Source organism: Rhodococcus sp. 05-2254-2 (genome assembly GCF_002259095.1).
In the GTDB taxonomy this organism is placed as follows: domain Bacteria; phylum Actinomycetota; class Actinomycetes; order Mycobacteriales; family Mycobacteriaceae; genus Rhodococcoides.
On sequence record NZ_NOZJ01000008.1, the window covers coordinates 784,622 to 807,806 of the forward strand.

Annotated in this window: 19 protein-coding genes; 6 read left to right on the forward strand and 13 right to left on the reverse strand. The window is 65.0% G+C overall.

All coding sequences use genetic code 11. From position 1 onward, the window contains the following. The first annotated feature begins 2 nt into the window (after positions 1-2). Genes CH283_RS13925 through allB form a run of 3 tightly spaced genes read left to right on the forward strand, consistent with a single transcriptional unit; the run spans position 3 to position 3,500 of the window. Positions 3-1,136, forward strand: coding sequence for a glycerate kinase (locus CH283_RS13925; protein ID WP_094638278.1), 1,134 nt, complete (start codon positions 3-5; stop codon positions 1,134-1,136). After that, positions 1,133-2,176 (forward strand): allantoicase, encoded by a 1,044-nt coding sequence (gene alc / locus CH283_RS13930; protein WP_094638276.1) that lies wholly within the window; start codon positions 1,133-1,135, stop codon positions 2,174-2,176. Before CH283_RS13925 ends, alc begins: the two co-directional genes overlap by 4 nt. Then, positions 2,127-3,500 (forward strand): allantoinase AllB, encoded by a 1,374-nt coding sequence (gene allB / locus CH283_RS13935; RefSeq protein ID WP_094638534.1) that lies wholly within the window; start codon positions 2,127-2,129, stop codon positions 3,498-3,500. The genes alc and allB overlap by 50 nt, the downstream gene beginning before the upstream one ends. A gap of 4 nt (positions 3,501-3,504) precedes the next feature. Here allB and CH283_RS13940 read toward each other — a convergent pair whose 3' ends face one another. From CH283_RS13940 to CH283_RS13975, 8 genes are all read right to left on the reverse strand, one after another. Beyond that, a complete protein-coding gene (locus tag CH283_RS13940; protein WP_094653727.1) occupies positions 3,505-5,823 on the reverse strand; it encodes an HNH endonuclease signature motif containing protein in 2,319 nt (772 codons plus the stop codon). Between the two features lie 147 nt (positions 5,824-5,970). Next, on the reverse strand, positions 5,971-6,300 hold the full coding sequence (locus tag CH283_RS13945) for a hypothetical protein (RefSeq protein ID WP_094640506.1): 330 nt from the start codon (positions 6,298-6,300) through the stop codon (positions 5,971-5,973). 86 nt (positions 6,301-6,386) lie between these two features. Continuing rightward, entirely contained in the window at positions 6,387-7,469 is a 1,083-nt protein-coding gene (locus CH283_RS13950; protein WP_217901107.1) for an XdhC family protein, read from the reverse strand. Between the two features lies 1 nt (position 7,470). Next, a complete protein-coding gene (locus CH283_RS13955) occupies positions 7,471-8,913 on the reverse strand; it encodes an NCS2 family permease (RefSeq protein ID WP_068048478.1) in 1,443 nt (480 codons plus the stop codon). Positions 8,914-9,035: 122 nt separating this feature from the next. Beyond that, the gene (locus tag CH283_RS13960) at positions 9,036-11,360 is read right to left on the reverse strand and encodes a xanthine dehydrogenase family protein molybdopterin-binding subunit (RefSeq protein WP_255183207.1); all 2,325 of its coding nucleotides are present in this window, start codon (positions 11,358-11,360) and stop codon (positions 9,036-9,038) included. Beyond that, on the reverse strand, positions 11,357-12,709 hold the full coding sequence (locus tag CH283_RS13965; protein ID WP_094640507.1) for an 8-oxoguanine deaminase: 1,353 nt from the start codon (positions 12,707-12,709) through the stop codon (positions 11,357-11,359). The genes CH283_RS13960 and CH283_RS13965 overlap by 4 nt, the downstream gene beginning before the upstream one ends. After that, positions 12,706-13,179 carry a (2Fe-2S)-binding protein gene (locus tag CH283_RS13970; protein WP_068048485.1) on the reverse strand — a complete coding sequence of 158 codons (474 nt, stop codon included), beginning with the start codon at positions 13,177-13,179 and terminating at the stop codon, positions 12,706-12,708. The genes CH283_RS13965 and CH283_RS13970 overlap by 4 nt, the downstream gene beginning before the upstream one ends. Before the next feature lie 2 nt (positions 13,180-13,181). Further along, complete coding sequence (locus CH283_RS13975) at positions 13,182-14,048, reverse strand: FAD binding domain-containing protein (RefSeq protein WP_094640508.1); 867 nt, start codon at positions 14,046-14,048, stop codon at positions 13,182-13,184. A 148-nt stretch (positions 14,049-14,196) separates the two neighbouring features. Here CH283_RS13975 and CH283_RS13980 point away from each other — a divergent pair, with 148 nt between their 5' ends. Together CH283_RS13980 and CH283_RS13985 are read left to right on the forward strand one after the other, a co-directional pair. Further along, a complete protein-coding gene (locus CH283_RS13980; RefSeq protein ID WP_255183208.1) occupies positions 14,197-15,702 on the forward strand; it encodes a PucR family transcriptional regulator in 1,506 nt (501 codons plus the stop codon). 24 nt (positions 15,703-15,726) lie between these two features. Next, complete coding sequence (locus tag CH283_RS13985) at positions 15,727-16,023, forward strand: putative quinol monooxygenase (protein WP_068048495.1); 297 nt, start codon at positions 15,727-15,729, stop codon at positions 16,021-16,023. Positions 16,024-16,046: 23 nt separating this feature from the next. Here CH283_RS13985 and CH283_RS13990 read toward each other — a convergent pair whose 3' ends face one another. The 3 genes from CH283_RS13990 to CH283_RS14000 all read right to left on the reverse strand — a co-directional run bounded on the left by CH283_RS13990 (position 16,047) and on the right by CH283_RS14000 (position 20,949). Next, positions 16,047-17,891: a bifunctional diguanylate cyclase/phosphodiesterase gene (locus tag CH283_RS13990; protein WP_231893754.1), complete on the reverse strand. Its 1,845-nt coding sequence runs from the start codon at positions 17,889-17,891 to the stop codon at positions 16,047-16,049. A gap of 91 nt (positions 17,892-17,982) precedes the next feature. Beyond that, entirely contained in the window at positions 17,983-20,352 is a 2,370-nt protein-coding gene (locus CH283_RS13995; RefSeq protein ID WP_068048496.1) for a lysylphosphatidylglycerol synthase transmembrane domain-containing protein, read from the reverse strand. Positions 20,353-20,361: 9 nt separating this feature from the next. Beyond that, entirely contained in the window at positions 20,362-20,949 is a 588-nt protein-coding gene (locus CH283_RS14000) for a GNAT family N-acetyltransferase (RefSeq protein WP_068048498.1), read from the reverse strand. A gap of 204 nt (positions 20,950-21,153) precedes the next feature. Between CH283_RS14000 and CH283_RS14005 the strand changes: the two genes are divergently transcribed. Next, a complete protein-coding gene (locus CH283_RS14005) occupies positions 21,154-22,302 on the forward strand; it encodes a macrolide family glycosyltransferase (protein ID WP_094640586.1) in 1,149 nt (382 codons plus the stop codon). 7 nt (positions 22,303-22,309) lie between these two features. Here the strand turns inward: CH283_RS14005 and CH283_RS14010 are convergent, their stop codons facing one another. Together CH283_RS14010 and CH283_RS14015 are read right to left on the reverse strand one after the other, a co-directional pair. Further along, complete coding sequence (locus tag CH283_RS14010) at positions 22,310-22,780, reverse strand: hypothetical protein (protein WP_094640587.1); 471 nt, start codon at positions 22,778-22,780, stop codon at positions 22,310-22,312. Positions 22,781-22,849: 69 nt separating this feature from the next. After that, positions 22,850-23,176, reverse strand: a complete 327-nt coding sequence (locus CH283_RS14015; protein ID WP_094640509.1) for a hypothetical protein — start codon at positions 23,174-23,176, stop codon at positions 22,850-22,852. Positions 23,177-23,185: the final 9 nt, after the last annotated feature.

Here is a 23,185-nt window from a genome sequence, read left to right on the forward strand (position 1 = left end):
AGATGACGCGGATTCTGCTCGCTCCCGACAAGTTCAAGGGTTCGCTGTCGGCAGCGGAGGTCGCGCAGGCGCTGGCCGAGGGAATGCTCTCGGTCGACTCGTCGCTCGAGACGGTATGCCTACCCGTCGCCGATGGCGGTGACGGCACCGTCGATGCTGCCGTCACCGCCGGGTGGGATCGAGTGGCAGTGACCTGCTCGGGACCGACCGGTGAGCCGGTCGATACGTCGTATGCCCGTCGTGGTGATACGGCGGTCGTCGAGTTGGCCTCGGCGGTAGGGCTCGAGCTGCTGCCGAATGGACAGCCGGCTGCGCTGGGGGCCAGTACGTTCGGTCTCGGTACCGTCATCGGGCACGCTCTGGAGGCAGGTGCGCGGCGTCTCGTCGTCGGACTCGGGGGCAGCGCATCCACCGACGGCGGCGCAGGAATGCTCAGCGCGCTGGGTGCCCGCATCCTCGATGCCGAAGGCAACGACGTCGCGCTCGGCGGCGGTCCGCTGCGGGGTGCAGTCCAACTCGACCTGAGCGGCCTGTTGCAGTCGGCCCGGAATGCGGTGTTCGAGCTGGCCTGCGACGTCGACAATCCGTTGCTCGGTGTCACCGGAGCCGCGGCTGTCTACGGCCCACAGAAGGGTGCAGGACCGCAGGAGTTGCTGTATCTGGAACATGGGATGCGGCAGTGGGCGCATCTGGTACGCAACGCAATCGGCCGCGACTTGAGCGGTCTCGCCGGCACCGGGGCGGCCGGCGGATCCGCCTTCGGTGCCATGGCTGTACTCGGTGCTGCGGCCAAGCCGGGGATCGACACCGTGCTCGAGCTGATCGACTTCGGCAGCGCTCTGGCGTCGGCCGACCTTGTCGTCACCGGTGAGGGTTCGCTGGACGAGCAGAGCCTGCACGGCAAGGCACCGATCGGAGTCGCCCATGCAGCATGCGCGGCGGGGGTCCCGGTGATCACCGTGGCGGGACGCAGCATCGTCGGCTTGGATCGATTGCGCCCCTACGGAATCACCGCCTCCTATTCGCTGACCGACCTGGAGCCGGACCCGCAGATCTCCATGCGTGACGCGGCTCGGTTGTTGCACGAGGTAGGTCGAACGTTGGCCACCACACACATTTTGGAAGGAACTTCATGACCGGAACCGATTTCACCACGCTGACCGACCTTGCCTCTCGGGCGCTCGGCGGCAGCGTCTCCGCAGCGAACGACGAGCTGTTCGCCCAGCGCGAGAACCTGATCAAGCCGGACGCTCCGCTGTTCGATCCCGCGGACTTCGGACACAAGGGAAAGGTATACGACGGCTGGGAGACTCGGCGTCGCCGTGACGAGGGTGGCCACGACTGGGCGATCGTGCGGTTGGGTTCCCCTGGCATCGTGCACGGCGTCGTGGTCGACACCGCTCACTTCACTGGCAACTACCCGCCGTTCGTCTCCGTCGAGGCTGCGTCGATCGAGGGCTACCCGTCCATCGAGGACGTGCAGAATGCGGAATGGCACAGCATCGTCGACAAGTCCCCCGCAGCCGGTGACACTGCGAACATGTATGCGGTGGACGATCGGCACCGGTGGACGCATGTGCGTCTGTCGATCTACCCCGACGGCGGCGTTGCCCGGTTCCGTGTGCACGGCCAGGTGGTTCAGGATCCGCGGTTCCTCGCCGGCACCGTCGATCTGCTGGCCGCCGAGAACGGAGCTCGGCTGATCGACTGCTCCGACGCGTTCTACTCCTCCCCGGCCAACATCATCCTGCCCGGGCGGGCTCGCAACATGGGCGAGGGTTGGGAAAACTCGCGACGACGCCACGGCGGCAACGACTTCGCGGTCTTCGCCCTCGCTTCACCCGGTGCTCCGCGACACGTGGAGGTCGACACCAGCTACTACGTCGGAAACGCGCCGGGGTGGATTCGACTCAGCGCCATCGATTCTCGTCGCCGACACATCACGGACCCGACCGCATGGAGCGAGATTCTGCCCCGTACCGCCGTTCAGCCGGACACGCGTCATCGCTTCCTGCTGAACGAGGCCGATGCGTACACGCACCTGCGACTGGACGTGTACCCCGACGGCGGACTGTCCCGATTGAGATTGTTCGGTGAACTCGACGCCGAGGCTCTCGATGCGGCTGATGTTGCATGGAAGTCGTCCGAGCTTCAGAGTGCCTCCAGTGCAATCTGATTCGATCGATCTGGTCGTTCGCGCTTCGCGGGCGGTGATCGGCGGACGGGAGGTCGCCGCTTCGGTCTCGGTGGTGGACGGCCGGATCGTGGCGATCGACTCCTATGATGCTGGTGGTGCGGTGCTCGCCGGCACCGTGGTCGAGCTCGGCTCGGACGAGGTGTTGCTGCCGGGTTTGGTGGACACGCATGTTCACGTCAACGAGCCGGGGCGCACCGAGTGGGAAGGGTTCGCCAGCGCCACCCGGGCTGCCGCGGCTGGTGGCATCACCACCATCGTCGACATGCCGCTCAACAGCATCCCGCCGACGGTGGACGTTGCGGCGTTGGAGATCAAGCGGCGGGTGGCAGCGGATCAGTCGGTCGTGAACGTCGGGTTCTGGGGCGGTGCCGTGCCGGGGAACGTCGATCAGCTGCGGCCACTGCACGATGCGGGTGTTTTCGGCTTCAAGTGCTTCCTGCTGGCGTCGGGCGTGGACGAGTTTCCGCCGCTGACGATTCCGGAGCTCGAGAAGGCTCTGATCGAGATCGCATCGTTCGACGGGCTGATGATCGTCCACGCGGAGAACGCCGAGGTCATCGCCGAGGCACCGTCGGCGTCGGGCCGCGAGTACTGCGGGTTTCTCGAATCGCGACCACGCGCGGCCGAGAACCGGGCCATCGAGCAGGTGATCGAGCTGTCTCGGCGGACGGGGTGTCGGGTGCACATTCTGCATCTGTCGAGCGCCGATGCGTTGCCGATGATTGCGGCGGCCAAGCGCGACGGTGTGCGGGTGACCGTCGAAACCTGTCCGCACTACCTGTGTTTCGACGCCGAGGCCGTGCCGGCTGGCGCGACACAGTTCAAGTGCTGCCCGCCGATCCGCGAGGCCGGCAACCGCGAGTTGTTGTGGCAGGGTTTGTCCGACGGCACCATCGACACGATTGTCACCGACCACTCCCCCTGTACTCCCGATCTGAAGAGGTTCGACACCGGAGACTTCGGTGATGCCTGGGGTGGGATTGCGTCGCTGCAGGTGTCACTTGCAGCGGTGTGGACTGAGGCGCGTTCTCGCGGCTTCGCACTGACCGACATCGTGCGGTGGATGGCCACCAACACCGCCGACCAGGTGGGTATGGCAGATCGTGGACGCATCGAGATCGGTTGTGCTGCAGATCTCGTGGTCTTCGCTCCGGATGAGAAGTTCACCGTCGACGTCGCGCAGCTGTACCACCGTAACCCGGTGACTGCGTACGACCGGGTGGGCTTGTCGGGTGTGGTGCGACGGTCATGGATCGCGGGCTCGGAGTCGTCGACCGGACAGTTGTTGCGGCTTCAGCGCTGACCTTCTAGAACGGTGGCTCTGCGGAGTCTTCGGCTATGGGTTTTGTTTCGGGGTCGTGGTTGTCGGGTGGGTTGGGGTAGGCGATGTGGCCGGATCGTTTCGGTGTGGTGGGGATGTGTGGTCTGAGGTCGTTGCCGAGGATGGGTACGGATGTTGCGTTGGTGGGCAGGGTGATTCGTGTGGTTTTCGAGGTGGATCTCCAGAGGATGGCTCCGCCGGGGAGCATGGTGGCGGTCCAGTAGCCGGCGGTTTTGACGGTGTGGTGATAGTCGCAGAGGCATTGGAGGTTGTTGACGGTGGTCCAGCCGCCGCCGCGTGGGTTGGCGTGGTCGAAGGGGACGATGTGGTCGAGTTGGCAGCGTGCGGCGGGTCGGTGGCAGCCGGGGAATCGGCAGTGTTTGTCGCGCAGTCGGACGGCTGCTGTGGTGAGGGTGTCGGGTCGGTAGATCAGGGCGCGGTCGGTGAGTGGGTCGCGGGGGATGGATGTGCCGAGGGTGGGGTCGGCGGCGATGGCGGCTTCGAGCGCTGCGGCGAGGGACGCGTTTCCGAGGTAGATGCCTGAGGACGTGCGGTTTGCGGGTGTGTGGCCTGCAGTGGGGGTCGTTGGGTTGTCCAGCCGGATTGCCGAGCGTAGGTCGAGTGCTCTCATGTTGTGGGCGGGGTGTCTGATGTCGTCCAGGTCGAGGGCAGAGCTGTGCCGTGTGCCCCGGGCGAGGGGTGTGTGGGTGCAGAACAGGGCTGCGGCGGAGGTCAGTGATCCGAGGCGACGCTGGCGTGGGTTGTCGCTGGCGGCAGCGGCAGCGACAGCGTCAGTCGGTCCTGTTCCTGGTTCCGGGCCTCGGGCTGATGTCGTCCCGGATGTCGTGGAGTCGGATGGTGTTGTGGAAGAGCGTGATTCCGAACAGTTCGGTGTGATAGCAGGCATCGGCGGTGTCTGTTCCGCAGGTGGTGGTGATGCTGACGCTGACGCCGGTGCAGGCGAAGCCGCGACTTCAGGGCCGGTGGCCGACGTTGCTTGAGCTGGAAGGGCGGTCGCAGGTACGGGTGCGGATTCGTCGTTCTCCTCGGCATCGCCGGTCTCGCCGGTCTCCCCGGTCTCGTCGACCTCATCTGCCGGTGCTGCGGGCGTCGGTGCTGGTGTCGAGGTATTTCCCGGTGCAGGTGCAGGTGCAGGTGCAGGTGCAGGTGCAGGTGCAGGTGAACTGGCCGGGGTCGGTTCGGTCGAGGAATCTGTCGCAGGCCTCGAGTCCGCGCCCGACCCAGTTCCCGCATCCGCATCCGCATCCGCATCCGCAGCCGAGTCTGCAGCGAAGCCCAAGCCCGCGTCTGTCTCCGTCGCTGTTCCCGTCTCGGGTTCTGTTGCAGCCGATGTCTTCTCGCTGTCCGGGCGTCGTTCCCATTGTCCGGTCTCCGGGTTCTGCACTGCGAGTCCGAGTTTCTCGGCCAGGGTCACTGCTTCGGTGAGCAGGATCTGCCACTGACTGTTGCGTGCCAACTCTCGCGCGAGGTCGGGGTCGATGGAACCGTGCCCGGCCAGATAGGCGGGGTTGGCGAGTAGTCCGATGAGGGTGGCGATGTCGACGGTGATCATCGTGAGCGGCACCCGTCGATCCGGCAACGCTGTGTCTTTCTTCGGGCAGTCGGTGCGTTGGCACAGGCATGCCAGTCGGGGTTCGCCGTGCATGCGGGCCATGAATGCATCGCACAGGCGTTCTTTCTTCCCGCGCGGATCTTTCGGGCAGAGAGTATCGGCCATCTCCTCGAGGAGCTGCCACGCGGCGGCGGCTTCGGGGGCGGTCAGCTCGGCTCGGATGCGGGCGAGTTCGCCGGCGGGACTGTAGGTGACGGTGCGGAATTTCTTCGCGAACTCCCGCAACGCGGCGGCTTCCTCGGGTGCGACGCGCAGCAGGATGTCCCAGATCGCCTGTTCGAGCGGGCCCGGGGACGATCTCCGCGCCGCCTCGACGACCTCGGCTTCGACGCGGGTGACGATGTCGTCGGAGAGGTTGTCGAGGATCCGGCATACCGTCCGCACGCGGGGAAGGTCGATCTCACCGGTCTCGAACGCTGCCCGCAGCAGCGGCATCCGGGTGTGCAGGGCAACACCGACCGAGACATACGCTTCGGCGACGGTCGCCGAGCAGCCCAACGCCACGGACATTTCGGTGCGCCCGTACCGGCTGTAATGCTTGTGTTTGGTGTCGCGGGTGATCCAGTCGCAGTGCACGCGGTAGCAGGCGGTGATCTTGCGGGCGGCCTGTCGATTCTCTTCACGCGCGGCAGTGGTCAACGCCTCCAGCGACACGGTCGGTATTGCACCCATTTTTTTCACCCCCCGGTGAGCCGAAACAAGAACGCCTGTTCGAACAAGATGAAGACTATCTCGACCCACCGACAAGAACTCGTGGACGGAATCGAGGGCGGCGTGAATCCGTCTGCGCTGCGACTATCGATTGCCCGAAGTCTTGGTTCAATTCGCGGTCGCGCGGTACCCGAAGAGCCTGTCCCACCGTTCATCAGTCGAGAACATCGGGAGAGTGGCAGCCATGATCGCGCCGCTGGCTGCGGGGAGATAACTCCCTCCGATGAGTGACGCCACGGATCCGAGCGTGAAGAAGACGAGCGCCATGCGAGGAAGCAGCCACGTGGGCTTGCGGGCTGCGCGGAAGACTCCGTACACAACGGCCGCAACCGCACAGATGAGAATTGCCGCGTGCGCGAGTCCCCGGCCGAAATTGGACAGGTCGAGTACCTGGGTCGTGGCGACTGCAGCCATGGTGCCGAGAAGGGCAACGCTCAACAGGTTCAGTCGTCGATACCGAGGTAGGTCGCGAATCAACTGAATCCCTTCACGGCAGAGAGGTGGACATCCCGTACCCAGGGTAGTTACGCGTACTTCGCATCCCCCGCCGCCCCGTCGTGGTGGATCGGACCCGCTGTATGTGTCAGTGGCAGAGCGCTACCCCCGCGTCGCACTGCGACGAATTCCGCAGCGATGGCCAGCGCGGTCTCCTCGGGAGTTCTTGCTCCCAAGTCCAAGCCGATCGGCGACTTCAAGCGTGCGAGCTCCTGCTCGGTCAACCCGACGTCACGCAACCGGACGGCGCGATCGTCGTGAGTCCTGCGTGATCCCATCGCCCCGACGAATGCGACGGGCAGTCGTAGGGCCACCTCGAGCAGCGGCACATCGAATTTGGCGTCGTGCGTCAGGACGCAAATCACCGTGCGGGCATCGACGGCCGTCCGCGCCAGGTAGCTGTGCGGCCATTCGGTGACCACCTCGTCGGCGTCGGGAAACCGTGCAGCAGTGGCGAATACCGGTCTCGCGTCACAGACCGTCACGTGATACCCGAGGAACTTACCCACGCGGGCGAGTGCGCCGGCGTAGTCGATTGCCCCGAAGATCAGCAGCCGCGGGGCCGTGGCGTAGGACTGCACGAACACGTCGAGATCAGGCCGGCACCGCACCGACCGGATACCGGTACCGCCGGAGTCCAGCATCGCCAGCGCCTCACCGACGACCACGGCGTCGACGTCGGAGAACCCGGTGCTGCCGATAGTGGCCGAGGAGGACACTGCAAGCGATTCCCCTGACCCGGAGAGCATCGTCACCGTGGCCACCGCCGAGTCCGACGCGATGGCCGCGAGCACGGCACGCGGAGGTCCGAGGCGGACGAACACCTCGATCACTCCCCCGCAGGTCAGACCGACAGCGAAAGCGTCGACGTCGCTGTAGCCGAACGATTCTCGCTTGGACTCACCGGTCTCGAGAACCTCGCGGCACAGCTCGTACACGGCGCCTTCGACGCAGCCACCGGAGACGCTGCCCACTGCTTCACCGTCGGCGCAGACCGCCATCGCGGCACCCGGAAGCCTTGGGGCACTTCCGGATACCGCAATGACAGTCGCTACCGCATAGGGAATGCCAGCGCGGTCCCAGGCGGACAGACGATCGACGATCTCTTTCACGTTACGAGATTCCCAACGCTTCTTCGATCGGGTGCAGGGCGAAGTAGACCAAGAATATACCCGACATCAGGTACAGCAGCCAATGCGTCTGGCGTGCTTTGCCTTTGGCCAGACGAACGAGGGTGTACGAGATGACACCGGCCGCAACACCGACGGTGATGGAGTAGGTGAAGGGCATCAGCACGATGGTCAGGAAGGCGGGGATCGCGATTTCGGTGTTCTCCCAGTCGATCTTGCGTACGTGCGTCATCATCAGCGCGCCCACCAGAACCAGGGCCGGCGCAGCTGCACCGACGGGAACCACCCCGGCCAACGGAGTGAAGAAGATCAAGCTGGTCAGCAACCCGCCTGTGACGACGCTGGCGAGACCGGTTCGGGCACCCTCGGTGACGCCGGCCGCAGATTCCACCACGGCGGTGTTGGCGGAGCCGTTGATTGCGCCTCCGACGATGGCACCGATGCCGTCGACGGTGAGGATGCGGCTCAGTCCGGGCATCCTGCCTTGCTTGTCGACCAGACCCGCTTCCTCGCCGACTCCGAGGATGGTGCCCATCGCGTCGAAGAAGCCCGAGAGAACGAGCGTGAACAGGACGACCGACGCCGTGACGATTCCGGCCCGAGCGAAGCCGCCGAACAGGTCGACGTTGAACAGCAGGTCGAATTGTGGTGTGGCGACGATGGAGTCGGGCACCTTCGGTACGACCGGTCCCCACGCCTCCGGCTCGATGTCGAACACCGAGTTCAGGATGATCGCCAAGTTGGTGGCCACGAAGATGCCGATCAGCATCGCGCCCGGCACCTTCCGAACGAACAGCATGATCATCAGGATGAGCCCGACGCAGAACACGAACACCGGCCAGCCGGCGAGCTTGCCGAAGGTGCCGAGGGTGACGGCGGTTGCTGCCGACTCGTGGTGCCCGACGAACCCGGCATCGACCAGGCCGATCAGCGCGATGAATGCACCGATTCCGACGCCGATCGCCTGCTTGAGTACCAGTGGTATGGCATCCATGATGAGTTGCCGAATGCCGGTGAGAGCGAAGACGACGATGACGACGCCCTCGAGAACCACCAGACCCATCGCCTGCGGCCAGGTCATGTACGGGGCCGCCTGGAACACCACGATCGGCGTCACCCCGAGGCCGGCTGCCATCGCGAGGGGCGCGTTTCCGACGACCCCCATCAGGATGGTCGTCAGCCCGGCGGACAGTGCCACCATGGTCGACAGCTGAGCCGGATCGAGCGTGGCACCGGTGACATCGCGTGCATCACCGATGATCAGAGGGATGAGAACGATCAGGTAGGCCATGGCCACGAATGTGGTGACACCACCGCGAATTTCGCGTGACAGCGTCGAACCGCGGCCAGTGATGTCGAAGAACTTGTCGATCTGGGATCGACCTCGTCCGCTTTGGCGAGTGCTGGATGTGTGTACGTCGGTCATGATCGGCCCTCCCAGGGCGTGATCAACCTCGTCGAGCGTCGGGCCGGGCCGACATGCCGGGGGAGTTGGAGTCGGTACGGTTGTGCCGGAGAAGGTTTCGTCGAATGGGGATGGAACTCGGATCAGCTGTTGATGATGTGTTCGGGTCGAACGGGTACGCGGGTCAACGCGAGTCCGGTGGCGTTACGGATGGCTGCGACGACGGCGGGCGTCGACGAGAGGGTGGGTGGCTCGCCGGCACCACGAAGGCCGTACGGTGCCAGGGGATCCGGGTTCTCGAGGATGTCCAGCTTCATGGGCGGCATGTCGAGAATGGTCGGAATCAGATAGTCGGTGAACGACGGGTTCTTCACCAGACCGTCCACGACGACGATTTCTTCCATCACCGCGAGGCCGAGGCCCTGCGCTGTGCCGCCGTGGATCTGGCCTTCGAGTGAAAGCCGGTTGAGGATCTTGCCGACGTCCTGCACGGCCGCCATCTCGACGACCTTGACGAGTCCGAGTTCGACGTCGACGTCCACCACTGCGCGATGGACACAGAGGGCGAGCTGCGTGTGGCTCGCGCCCTGTCCGGTGACCGGATCCATTCCGCTGGTGGGGCGATGGTGGAATTCACGCGTTTGCTCGATGACGCGATCGCCGAGTACGTCCTCGATCGTGGCCAGCACACCGTCGGTTGCCGAGACGATCTTGCCGCCGTCGAGGCTGAGGTCGGCCACCGCGCGGCCCAGGTACAGGCCGGCCAGGACGAACACCGCCTCGCGCACGGCCTCGCACGCGGTCTTGACTGCGCCACCGGTCATGTACGACTGGCGTGACGCGGACGATGAACCGGCATTACCGACCTTGGTGTCGGCGGGATGGATGACGACCTTGGTGACGCCGAGTTCGGTGCGCGCGATCTGCGCCTCCAACGTCACCAGTCCCTGCCCCACCTCGGCAGCAGCCGTGTGCACCAATGCCGTTGCCTCGCCGCCGATCACCTCCAGCCGGACGCGAGCAGTGGAGTAGTCGTCGTAGTTCTCGGAGAAGCAGATGTTCTTGATGCCGACGCCGTAACCGATCCCACGTACGACGCCTTCGCCGTGGGTGGTCTGCGATGCCCCACCCGGCAGATTCCGAATGTCCGACGCGTCCAGCGGGGCAGGTAGTTCCATCGCCTCGGCTCGGGCGAGCATCTCGGCCAGTGGGGCAGGTGCTTCGATGACCTGGCCCGTCGCGAGGATGGAACCTTGGCTGACGGCGTTGATCTGGCGAATCGCCACCGGCCCGATACCGCAGGCCTCGCCGAGCTTGTCCATCATAGACTCGTACGCGAAACATGCTTGCACTGCGCCGAATCCACGCATCGCGCCGCACGGTGGATTGTTCGTGTACACCCCGTACGCGTCGATCTCGATGTTGGGGATGACGTACGGTCCGACACCGAGCGAGGCCGCGTTGCCGACCACGTTGAGGGTGGCCGAGGTGTACGCACCGCCGTCGAGGATGATCTCGACATCGGCGAACACGAGCTTGCCGTCGCGGGTGGCACCGTACTCGTAGTGCATCTGCGCGGGGTGGCGGTGTACGTGGCCGAAGAACGACTCGTACCGGTTGTAGACGATCTTGACGGGCTTGCCGGTGTGCATGGCGAGCATCGCCGCGTGGATCTGCATCGACAGGTCCTCACGGCCACCGAATGCACCGCCGACGCCGGCCAGCGTCATTCGGATCTTCTCCTCGGGCAGGCCGAGACACGGCCCGATCTGCGCCAGATCGTTGTGCATCCACTGGGTCGCGACATAGAGATCCACGCCGCCGTCCTCGGCGGGAACGGCCAAGCCGGACTCGGGTCCGAGGAACGCTTGATCCTGGATGCCGACGGCGAAGTCGCTGCTGACGATGACATCCGCGGTGGCCCGTGCGGCGGCGACGTTGCCGACGCGCACCGGCTGATGTCGCGCCACTCCGCCGCGTTCCTGCACCTTCGGGTAGTCCGGATCCAGGGCTGCGCGTCGGGCATCGGTGAGAGGCTCGAGCACGTCGTAGACCACGACGATCTTTTCCATTGCGCGCCGGGCGGTTTCGGGATGGTCGGCTGCGATCAACGCGATCGGTTCGCCCTCGTGCCGCACCTCGTCGAAGGCCAGCACGGGCTGATCCCACGTGTGGTCGAGCCCGAAGCACTTGCGCCCCGGCACGTCCTCGTGGGTGAGTACCGCCTCGACGCCGGGAGTTGCCAGCGCCTTCGAGATGTCGACAGAGACGATCCTCGCGCGGGGATGCGGGCTACGAAGGGTTGCACCCCAAAGCATCCCGTCGATGAACAGATCCGATGAGTAGGCGAACTCGCCCTTGACCTTCAGCGTGCCGTCGGGTCGCAGCGGGCTGTCGCCGACGCGACCGCGACCCGGGGCGGGGATGTCGGCGGGAGCTTGCCGGGGTGTGGTGGTCGGGGCGCTCACAGCACGTCCTCCGCGAGTTTCATCAGGCGACGGTGCGCATCGGCTCCGGCGCGGCCTATTTCGTCCTGCGGTGCGCTGGTCAAGACATCGTTCTCGACGATCGTCCGGCCTCCCACCATCAAGCGCGCGAGCGGTGGTGTCTGCCCGTACGCGAACGCGACGACCGGATCGTCCACCGCCGAGTAGAACCCGTCGGTGCGCCAGATCGCGATGTCGGCCAGTTTGCCGACCTCGAGCGAACCGACCTCGCTCTGACGACCCAGTACCGTTGCGCCGCCCAGTGTTCCGAGCTCGAGTGCCTGACGCGCGGTCAGTGCTGTCGGTCCGTACTTGGCCCGCTGCATGTACATGGCCTGACGGACCTCGCCTGCCAGGGGCACCATTTCGGCCGAGGCGGAACCGTCGACCCCCAGGCCGACGGGTGCGCCGGCGGCGAGCAGGTCCGAGATCCGGGCGATACCCGCGCCGAGCCGAGCATTGGAACTCGGGCAATGGGCGGTACCGGTACCGGTGGCCGCCATCTTCGCGATGTCGGAATCGTGCAGGTGCACTGCGTGTGCGAACCACACGTCGTCGCCCAACCAGCCGACCTGCTCCATGTACTCGACCGGCGTGCAGTTCATCTGAGCGAGGCAGTGCTCTTCTTCGTCCAGGGTTTCGGCCAGATGAGTGTGCAGCCGAACGCCTTTGGCGCGAGCAAGCCCTGCGGACTCGACGAGTAGCTCTTTACTGATGGAGAACGGTGAACAGGGCGCTACCGCGATGCGGAGCATGGAACCGAAGGAGGCGTCGTGATAGGTGTCGATGGCCTCGGCGGTGGCCGTGAGGATGTCGTCGAGTGATTCGACCACCTCGTCCGGTGGCAGGCCGCCGTCGGACATACCCCGGTCCATCGAGCCTCGGCACGGCTGGAAGCGGACTCCGATGCGTTGCGCCGCGTCGATCTCGGCGGCGAACAGATCGCCTCGGCCCTGGGGGAAGATGTAGTGATGATCGGTGCTCGTGGTGCATCCCGATTTGGCCAGCCATCCGAGCCCGGCCGCGGCAGCACCGCCGACGACCTCGGCATCCATCTTGGACCACGGCTTGTACAGCGCGACAAGCCATTCGAAGAGAGTGTTGTCCTTGGCGAGGCCCTGGGACGCCCACTGGTATAGGTGGTGGTGTGTGTTCACCAGGCCGGGGGTGACGAGGCAGCCGGACGCGTCGATCGTCTCGGCGCCGGGGATGATCGGGGCGGGACCCGATCCGATGGCGGTGATCATCGTGCCCTCGACGACGAGGTAGCCGTCGGGGATCTCGTCGCCGACGATGGGCGCGATGTAGGCACCCGAGATGACAGTGGTCATTTGGCTTCGGCCTTTCGAGTTGCTGCAAGCCGCACGGCGTCCAGGATCTTCTCGTATCCAGTGCAGCGGCAGAGGTTTCCGGCGAGGGATTCACGGATCTCGACGTCCGACGGATTGGGAACGCGCTCGATCAGATCGTGTGCTTGCACCACGAGCCCGGGGGTGCAGAAGCCGCATTGGACGGCTCCGCATTCGACGAACGCCTCCTGCATCGGATCGAGCTTGTCGCCTTCGGCGAGGCCTTCGACGGTACGGATCTCGCGGCCCTCGACCTGACCGGCGGCCACCAGGCAGGCGCATGCGGGGACGCCGTCGAGATAGACGGTGCACGAACCGCATTCACCTTGCTCGCAGGCATTCTTGGATCCGGGGAGTCCCATGCGTTCACGCAGCAGGTAGAGCAGACTCTCGCCCTCCCAGACGTCGTCGGCTTCCATGTCTTTTCCGTTGATGGTGCAGTTGACTCGCATGTTCAGGCCACCTTCCGTGCGGCTGTGAGGTCTCGCCATGCCCAGCCCAGTGTTCGCCGGGCCATCACGGACAGGGCGTGCTTGCGGTAATCGGCAGTGCCTCGTACGTCGTCGATGGGACTTGCTGCCGCACTGACCAATCGGCCGAATTCCTCCGATACCCGCGGATCGAGGGCACCGTCCCACTCGAGTTCGGCCGCGAGGTAGTTCTCGGCATCGTAAGCCCGGCGCGGCGTCGGCGCAGCGGAGCCGAGCCCGGTACCCACACGACCCTCCTGCGGAAACAGTGCGATCGAGAACGAGCAGACTGCGATGACCATCGCGTTGCGGGTGCCGATCTTGGAGAAGTACTGCGGTCCCGCTGCCGGTGCCACGTGAAAGGCGCGGATGAGTTCGTCGGGCAGGCAGGAATTGCGCTTGACGCCGAGGTAGAACTCGGTGGCGGGGATCATGCGTACTCCGCGCTCGGCCGATTCGACCTCGACGGTCGCGCCCGCTGCGAGCAGAGGCGCGTGCAGATCGCCTGCTGGCGACGCGCCGCCGAGGTTGCCGCCGACGGTCCCGCGATTGCGGATCTGCGGTGAGCCGACGGTGCGGGAGGCCTGGGAGATGCCGGGAAGCATGTCTCCGAGCTCGGCGATGATGCGGACGTACGGCACGCCTGCGCCGACCCGCAGCGTCCCGTCGGGAAGCCGCTTCCACTCGGTGAGTTCGGTGATCGGGTTCAGATCCAGCAATGCGCCCGGCCGGTGCAGGTCGAAGTTCATCTCGACCATGACGTCGGTGCCGCCCTGGATGGGCACCACGTCGACGTTGTCGGCCTTCGCGGCCAACGCGTCGCCCCAGGTCTGTGGTCGTAGAAATTCCATCGTGCTGTTCTCCGCTCACGTGTCTTTCGGTCGTGTTCACCCAGTACAACCGTCGGAGGCCATGCGAACGAGAGACAGGAACGACGAAGTATGACGCCGATCACAGTGTAGGTTTTGGAGGATCCTACGAAGAGGAGGTCGATGCACCGTGAGACTGCGTGATCTGGCCGATCTCCCCGACCTGAAACTGCAGCCGATCGTCACTCCCGAGCACTTCGATCCGACCATCCGATGGGTCGTGACCACCGACATGCTCGATCCGAGTCGCTACCTCAGCGGCGGAGAGCTGGTGCTGACCGGTCTGATGTGGCGGACGGGCCCCGAGGACTCGAGGACGTTCGTCCGGGCGGTGTCCAAGGCCGGAATCTCGGCGCTGGCGGCATCCGACGACGGCGTGGTGCCCGACGATCTGGTCGACGCCTGCCTCGAGCACGGCCTGCCGCTCTTTCGGGTCCCCGCCGACATCGCTTTCGCCACGGTGACCGAGAGCGTCGTCCGGCAGCTGTCCACGGCCCGGGCCTCGGACCTGAGCCTGGTGCTCGATCGGCACCGACGCCTGGTCGCGAGCGCGGGTCCCGGTGGGGGCCTCGGTCCGCTGCTGGAGATGGTCAGCTCCGATCTGGGTATGAACTGCTGGGTGGTCACGTCGTCGGGGCGGGTACTCGCCGGATCCGAAAATCCGCCGGACACCGAAGCGGTGGCGCAGGACTTCATGAGCTCGGTACGGCTGCCGCGCTATTGCCCGGAGCAGCGAGTCTCGGTGTTCGCCGTCGACGGTGAGTCCGCACCGCGGGTCGTGGATTGGTTCGTGGCCTTCGAAAGCGATTGGCAGACATGGGATGCGCCGAGACTTTCCCTGGCCGGACAGCTGGCGTCGATCGTGGCGGTGGAACGCAGTCGCGTCGACGATCGCCTGTCCGGGTCGGGAATTCTGGCGCAGGAATTCGTGCGCACGATCGTCGGCGGTGCGACGGCCGCTGACATCCTCGCCCAGATGCACGTCATCGGGCTCGACATCGAAACACGTTATGCTGCAGTGGCTGTGGCCACGTCCGGGGAGACGTTGCGGCTCGGCGAGCTACGCCCGCTGTTACGAGAAGTGCTGGCACCGTTGGAGATCACCCTCGGAATCGTCGACGGTGAGGCCATCGCGTTGGTGGAGGCGCGAACCGACCGAACCGATTCCGTTCGGCGAGCGGTCCACACGTTGGCACCGGGACTGATCGGTAGCGGCACCTCGATCGGTGTCAGTGCTCCGACCGCGCCCGCCGACATCCGAAGCGCGATCGAGGAAGCGCGCTACGCCCGCAGACTCGCCGAGCGTCGTGGCTCGGACTGCAGTGTCGTCGGGCACGACGAATTGGCCACGCTGACAATACTTCTCGCCAACGTTCCCGACGACGTGCGACGCATGTTCACCTCGAGACTGCTGACTCCCCTGGTCGACTACGACGACCTGCACAACAGTGATCTCGTCGAGACACTGTCGGTGTACCTCGACACCAACGGAGCCTGGACGCGATGTGCCGAACAACTGCACATGCACGTCAATTCCGTCCGATATCGCATCCAGCGCATCGAGGAACTGACCGGCCGCGATCTGTCGCGACTGGAGGACAGGATCGAGTTCTACTTGGCACTACGGCTGCGGTGACCCGTCGCGGTCTACCCTGGAGCCATGGCTCTCATTGCAACACTGGATCTGACGTTCAAGCCCGAGTCTCTTGCCGACGCGCGAGCACTGCTGCGCACGGTGCTGGCCGAAACCCGCGCGTTCGAGGGTTGCCTCGGCGTCGACGTGTGGGTCGACGAGGAGAACGAAGCCCACGTGGTGGCCTACGAGACGTGGGAGTCGGCCGAGGCCGATGCGAAGTACCGCGAGTTCCGCGCCGGTCCCGGCCAGATCACCGAACTGCCGCCGATGCTTGCTGCCGCTCCGACACTGACGAAGTTCACGGTCGACTCGTCGATCTGATCGGCTGGAGGGGCCGCGCAGCACTACCCGGTGATGTCCGACAGCGGTAGTGGTCGTCCGGTGAGAAAGCCCTGCACCATGTCTGCTCCGAGTTCGGCGGCCACTCGGAGTTCCGCTTCGGTTTCGACGCCTTCCATGATGACCGTCGACCCGATCTCGTGTGCAAATCCGATCACCGATGCAGCGGCGGCCCTTCGGATCGGGTCGGTGTCGATTCCGTGCACCAGTGCGTAGTCGATCTTCAGGGTGTCGGGGCGCAGTTCGACCACCTGGCGAAGTCCGGCGAAGCCGGCACCTACGTCGTCGACGGAGATGGATATGCCTGCTCCGCGCATGGATTCGATGGTTCGGGCGACCGCGCGGTAGTCGTGGACCCGCTCGTGTTCGGTGATTTCGATGTGGAACTGTCGGTTCTTCTGGAACGGCTTCAGTACGGCGGCCAGGTCGGTGGAACGAATGGTGTCGGCAGACGCGTTGAGTGAAACGAAGATTCCGCGGGGAAGTGACGCGGACGCGGCCAGCGCGCGGTCGATGGCGGCGGCTTCGAGAAGGGGTCCGATTCCCGCATTGGTGGCGTCGCGGAACCACATCGTCGGCGAGCCGTAGCCGAAAGGAAAACGAGACAGTGCCTCGTAACCGACGACCCTTGTGGTGACCGTGTCGCAGATAGGTTGGAACACCACGTCGGGCCCGCCTCGCGAGATCAAGGTCTCGATGCGCGTGCGGATGTCCGCTCGCGTTCCGGTGCTGGTGCCGCGGGCGCTGCCGTCGTCCTCGGAGAGTCGAGACTTGTTGCGATACATCTCGATATCGGCCGATGCGATCAGTTTGCGCACGACGGTAGGGGTGACGGGTTCGCCGCCGAGTAGTTCCGAGGCAGAACCGACACTGGCGGTGAAAGGCGGTCCGGAGAAGCTTTCGTCGAGACCGATCCGGATCCTGTGGTCGGCCGATTCGATCTCGCCGGGCGAACCGATGTGCACGATGACGAACTCGTCTCCGCTCAGGCGCGAGACCACCGATGTCTGCGGTACCGCGGCGGTGAGCCGTGAGGCGATCTCGATCAGTACTGCATCGCCGGTGGGGTGACCGAATCGGTCGTTGATGTCCTTGAACCGATCGATGTCGAGAACGGTGACCCCGATGGTTCGATCCGAGGGGCTGTCGGTGGAGGCGGTACCGACGTCATCGATTGCCTCGAGCAATCCGCGCCGGTTGTACAGGCCCGTCAGCGAATCGATGACGGCTCCCGATGCCCGAGAACGTAGATGCCGGATGTACGCCCGCATCATCAAGGGGGTGAGGTACAACGTGACGACGGTGACTGCGGTCGCGGCCACCAGCCACGGGTTCTTTCCCTGACCGACCGCAAGTATGCCGAGTGCAAGTACCGTCGCCACCGAGACCGCCAGGTGAATCCACATCACTCGGAACGAGCTTGCAATGACGGTGAAGACAGCCACGATCGTGAACATCATGCATCCGGCCAGTGGCACATAACGGTCGGTGCTGCTGAACAAGATGCCCACGATGCCGACGTCTGCGTAGAACACGAAGGCATTGGCCAGACGCGGTGACGGCCATGGTCCGAGGAACCACGCGATCGCCACCGGTATCGTCGTCAACGCCCCGAGGAGGACGAATACCGCCAGGCCGTCGTAGTGGATGCCGGTGGGAACCATCAGGATCCCGGACAGGCCGAACAACAGTGTCAGGGTTCCGACGAAATACCGCACCCAACGCTCGCGCGCTGTGTTCGCGAAGTACGTGTAGTCGTCGTCGACTCTCGCGCGCGTGGCGTGGAGCCCAGGCCTGTATCGCGTACGGCCCTCGGCCGTCACCGCAATCCCCGGTCTGGAAATGGGCATACCTCTCATGGGCAGATCCCCGGCCGGCTGAACGCTACCAGCGCCACGTGGAGCTGTGCCGGAATCGGGCATACACGCTGTCTGCAGTGCGTCAGACCATGTCTCGCTTGGTGAGCCACCGTAGTGTCGGCCACCCGAGAAACACCGGCAACCAGCAGGTCAGGACGCGATAGAGCAAGACCGACGGCACGGCGATGGAGGCGGGCACTCCGAAGGCGGCCAGACCGCCGATGAGTGCGGCCTCCACGGCACCCACACCGCCCGGCGTCGGCGCGGCCGAGGCCAGAGTTCCGCCGATCATCGTCACCACCGTCACGGTGACGAACGTGGTGCCGCCGCCGAAGGCCTCGATGCTCGCCCACAGTGCAAGCGCGGCACCCAACGTCGTGGCCGCGCAGCCGAGGATGATGATCGAGAACCGTTTGGGGTCGCGGGCGAGTTCGCCCAGTTCGCCGAGGACTTCCTTGATCTGCGGACGAACGGCTACCCGCAGCCAGCGTCGCAGCTTGGGTACGAACATGAACGTCCCGACGACGCCGAAAGCGGCACCTGCGATGAGATACAGCACGGTGTTGCCCGGCACCATGTTCGACAGACCGGACGAGGTGCCTGCGACGACGCTGAAGAAGATCAGCAGGCTCACGTGCGTGATCACCTGGACCGATTGTTGCAGCGCCACAGCCGCCGTCGCGCGAACCGTTCCCAACCCACCCTTCTGCAGGAATCGCACGCTCAGGGCCAGTCCGCCGACGCCGGCGGGTGTCGTCGTCGCCGCGAAGGTGTTGGCGACCTGCATCACCGTCAGATTCCAGAAGCTGACCTTGCCCAGCGCGCACGCCCACAACGCGGCTCCGGCACCGACGTACGTCAGCGCGGACACCGCCAGACCGAGCAGAGCCCACCACCAGTTCGCCGAACCGAGTTCGGTGACGAACGCGGGCACCGCACTGATGAACGGGTATGCGACGTAGACCAATCCGATCAACAGCACGAGCGAGATGATCTGGTTGCGGCTGAATCGGGTGACCTGCTCGGCCTCGATCTTGGCCGCACCGGTCTGCTCGAGAACCTCGAGCCGGACTGCCTTCATCGTCTTGTCGGCGTCGCGAACCGATTGGCGAATGCGCGGCGGGATGGCGGACTTGGTCAAGCGACCCGAGGCCGCAACCACGGTCTCGAAGCCGAGTACGTCGATGGCGGTCGCGACGGCGCGCTGGGAGCCGAACAGGTCTGCGGTGGTGAGCAACAACTGCGCGACGTCGGATTGCATCTGGGAATCCGAGGCACCCAGTTCGGCATGACCGAAACCGCAGAAGAGGGCCTTGCCGTCGTGAATCCGGAGTTCGTTTCGGTGCAGGTCGCCGTGGGAGATCTGGTTCTCGTGCAGAGTGTGCAGGGCCGACCACAGAGCGCCGAGGGTGGCGTCGTCGTGCTCCGCCTCGATCGGATCACCGATGGGAAGGCTGTGCGCGTATAGGGTCCATCCTCTGTCGAGCGCGGCCACCGCCAGTGGGTGACTTCCCGCCGCACCCAACCCCTTGATGGCAAGGCCCATCAGGGCGCGATGCTCGACGGCCCGGCGCATCGACGCGTGCAGTGGCGCAGTTTCGCTGCCACGCAGTGTGATCCACCGCCAGGACTGGCGTAGGGCACCACCGCTGCGCTGATTCTGCCCGTACAACTCGACCACCACATCGGCGTCGGGAGTGTGTGCGTTCAACACCAACGGGCCGGGGCCAGCCGGGCGGACGACGGTGAAGCTGCGAACGGTGACACCGCGGCTGTGGAACAGGCGAACCGCCGCGTCGAGCGGAACCTCCAGCGCGGGCGTGCCGACGAGCAACACGATGACGGCTCCGACGAGCCAGCCGACCGCCAGTCCGAGCATCGAGCGAGCCGGGACCACGGTGGAGACGACCAGATGTATCGGCACGAACGCGAGCAACAGCGTCCACCATGCCCGACGCCATCGTGCGGGCAGGCCCGGGCCGGACACCGTCAAGGCCGCGGCCAACATGGCGATCCAGCGCGAATCGTCGAGGAATTGCGAGAGGAACGTGTCGAGTCGCTCGGGAACGTCGAGGTCCCAGGTGGGAGTGGAGATCCCGGTCCCGGTGATCGACAACGCCAGCGCGGCCAGCAGTGCCGCGGCCGCGTACCCGGCGAGCAGTTTCCATTTGCGGCCCGCGATCAGTCCGATCAGGACGCCGAACGGGAGCGCGAGAATTGCGACGCCGTAGACGATGTAGACGGCATTGGATTGGTCGGGGCTGAGCACGCCGACGATGTTCGACACCGATTGCTCGAGCGCGTCCCACTGATTTCTGGTGATCAGCGAACCGGCGATCACCACACCCAGTAGCGCCGCGGCCGATACGACCCGAATGATGTCGCTGGTTCTGCGCACCAGCGGCTGAAGCAGGTTCCCCGCTACGGGAACGTCCCGCCCATCCACACGCATGGGGTCAACCTACCGTGCGGTACGCCTGCGGAGTTCGTTGCGGACGGTGGGCCATTCGGATTCGATGATCGAGAACACGACGGTGTCGCGCAACGAACCGTCGGACATGCGTTGATGATTGCGCAGAATCCCGTCCTGCTTCGCACCCAGTTTCGCGATCGCCGTCCGCGACTGCAGGTTCATCCAATGGGTACGAAATTCGACGGCGATGCATCCCAGTTCCTCGAATGCATGCGTCAGCAACAGCAGTTTGCTCGCGGGATTGGTGCCGGTTCCGTGCGCGGAGCGGGCATTCCACGTGTATCCGATTTCGACGCGACGGTTGGTGGCGTCGGCGTTGCAGAACGTTGTCGCTCCGATGATCTGCCCGGTGTCGTTGCGGCGCAGCGTGAACGGAAGCATCGTGCCTGCGTCGAGCAATCCGAGTCGACGGTCGATCTCGGCCGCCATGTCCTCGGGCTTCGGAACACTGGTGTACCAGAGATTCCACAGCTCCCCGTCTCGGGCGGCATCGCACAGACCTTCGAGGTGATCGTGGCTCAGCGGCTCCAGGGTCACGAGATCGTCAGTGAGGGTCACCGGTTGCAGAAAGGACATTCGCCGACGATACGTCGGATCTGCCCGTCCGGGAAAGCATGACGATCAGCGCTGCGGTGACGGCCACGAGTACTAGGGCAATCACCTCGGTGAAGGCGATATCACTGCAGGCAACCATCACGGTCTCGCTACCGTTACTGATTGATCTGATCGCCGACGAAATTCGCTGGCTCGCGGCGCGTGATGCGCCCTACGGTGGGGATCATGCACATCGCCATGATCGGCACGACGGCTCCCAGCCACATCTATCCATCGCTGGCCGTGATTGCCGAGCTGGTCCGGCGAGGACACCGCGTCACCTATGCCGTCGGTGATTCTCTGCGACACGTGGTCGAACCCGCGGGCGTCGAGGTGGTGCCGTTCACCTCGATACTTCCTGACGGGGAGGCGTCGTGGCCGGATGACCCGGCCGCGGCCATGCAGGTCTTCCTCGACGAGGCGATCGCGTCGTATCCGGTGCTCACCGCGTTCTACGACGACGATCAGCCGGATCTGTTTCTGTACGACATCGGCGGCATGACAGCACCGGTTCTCGGAGTGCGATACGGAGTGACGGCCGTGCAACTCTCACCGACGTACGTGGCGTGGGATGGGTACGCCGAGGATCTTTCCGATGTACTGACGCCGATGCGTGAATCCGCTGGTGGTCTGCGGTACCACGCTTCGTACACGGCGTGGTTGCGAGACAACGACATCGACGCCGATCCCTGGGAGTGGATCACCTACCCGCAGCACTGTCTGTCGCTCATCCCGAAAGTGATGCAGCCCAATGCGGATCGGGTACCGGAATCGGTGCGGTTCGTCGGGCCGTGCCTCGATCCGGTACGTCTGAGTGATCGCAGCTGGACGGCACCCGACGCGCAGATCCTGTACATCTCCTTCGGTACGGGCTACAACGAGCGACCAGAGTTCTACCGACTGTGCATCGAGACCTTCGCGAACACCGACTGGCATCTGGTGATCTCGATCGGCCGACGCGTCGACCCGGCCGTGCTCGGTGAGCTACCAGCGAATGTCCAGGTACACGAACATGTTCCGCAGCTCGCGGTGCTCGATGTTGCGACCGTTTTCGTCACTCATGCCGGGATGGGTGGTTGTACCGAGGCGCTGTGGTTCGGTGTCCCGACCGTGGCCATCCCCCAGGCCGTCGATCAATTCGGCAATGCGGCGATGCTCGCCGAACTCGGCGTCGGCGTGCACCTGGAATTCGAGAAGGTCACGGCTTCGAGCCTGGTCGACGCAGTTGCCCAAGCTCGCCAATTGGCACCGCGCGCAGCGGCAATGAGTGCCCAGGTGCGAGCACACGGTGGCGTCGAACAGGCGGCCGATGCGATCGAGCAGTTCCAGAACTAGCTCGACGTCACGGCTGTCGAGCTGCGGCCAGGAGCTCCAGCTGCGTGAACGTCTCGGCGCAGGTCTCGCGAACCCGATCCCAGGATGCCGTCATGTCCACGCTGTGCGGATCGGGAATCGGCAGCGCGTAACCGTATTGGGAGCGTGGCACAGGATTGCCGGGCAGGACGAGCACCTGTCTGAACGCCGCAGAATCGGGATTGAACGTCAGGGTGTGAGACGCGACGTTCCGGTCCCAATCCTCCGACGGCCACGACAGGAAGATCACATGCTGCGGGCCCTCGGCGACGTCGGTGTACGAGACGTAGCTGCCGTAGTGATCCTCGCCCGGTGACACGATCTTGTACGCGCCGTTGTCGGTGTAGATCAGTAGGGCCTCGGAGAACGGCTTCCGATCGAACAACGCTGTGTACCTGAGCGCATGCACGAACACGGGTTGTCCTAGCGGGATCGAGACGGACTCTGTGTGTGCGGTCATGAGAATCGACTCCATCTACAGCAAATCCGGTGCAGCCAGCCGCGCGGAGCGCGGTCCAGTGCACCCGATTCAGTCCTCCAGAACGCTGACGCTCACGCCGTAGGGCAGGAAGCGGACGCGTCGGCGCGGGTCGGTGTTGTCCTTGTGCGCACGCAGGGCATCGAGTTCGGTGGCGTAGAGCTGGTCGATCTGGGGTGATCCGGCGTCGTCGACGCTGTAGATCGCCCAGACTCCGTCCCCCTTCTGACCTGTGGTTTCGGGCTCCGGCGGAGCTTTGGGTGCCCCGGTGTTGGAGGCGAACAGCGATCCGACCACCTCGCGTAGTCCCTCGGTTGCCTCACGGGCGAACTTGTCGAAGTCGTCGGATCCGAATCCGAACGGTCCTTGGTTGGCCATGGCTGTACC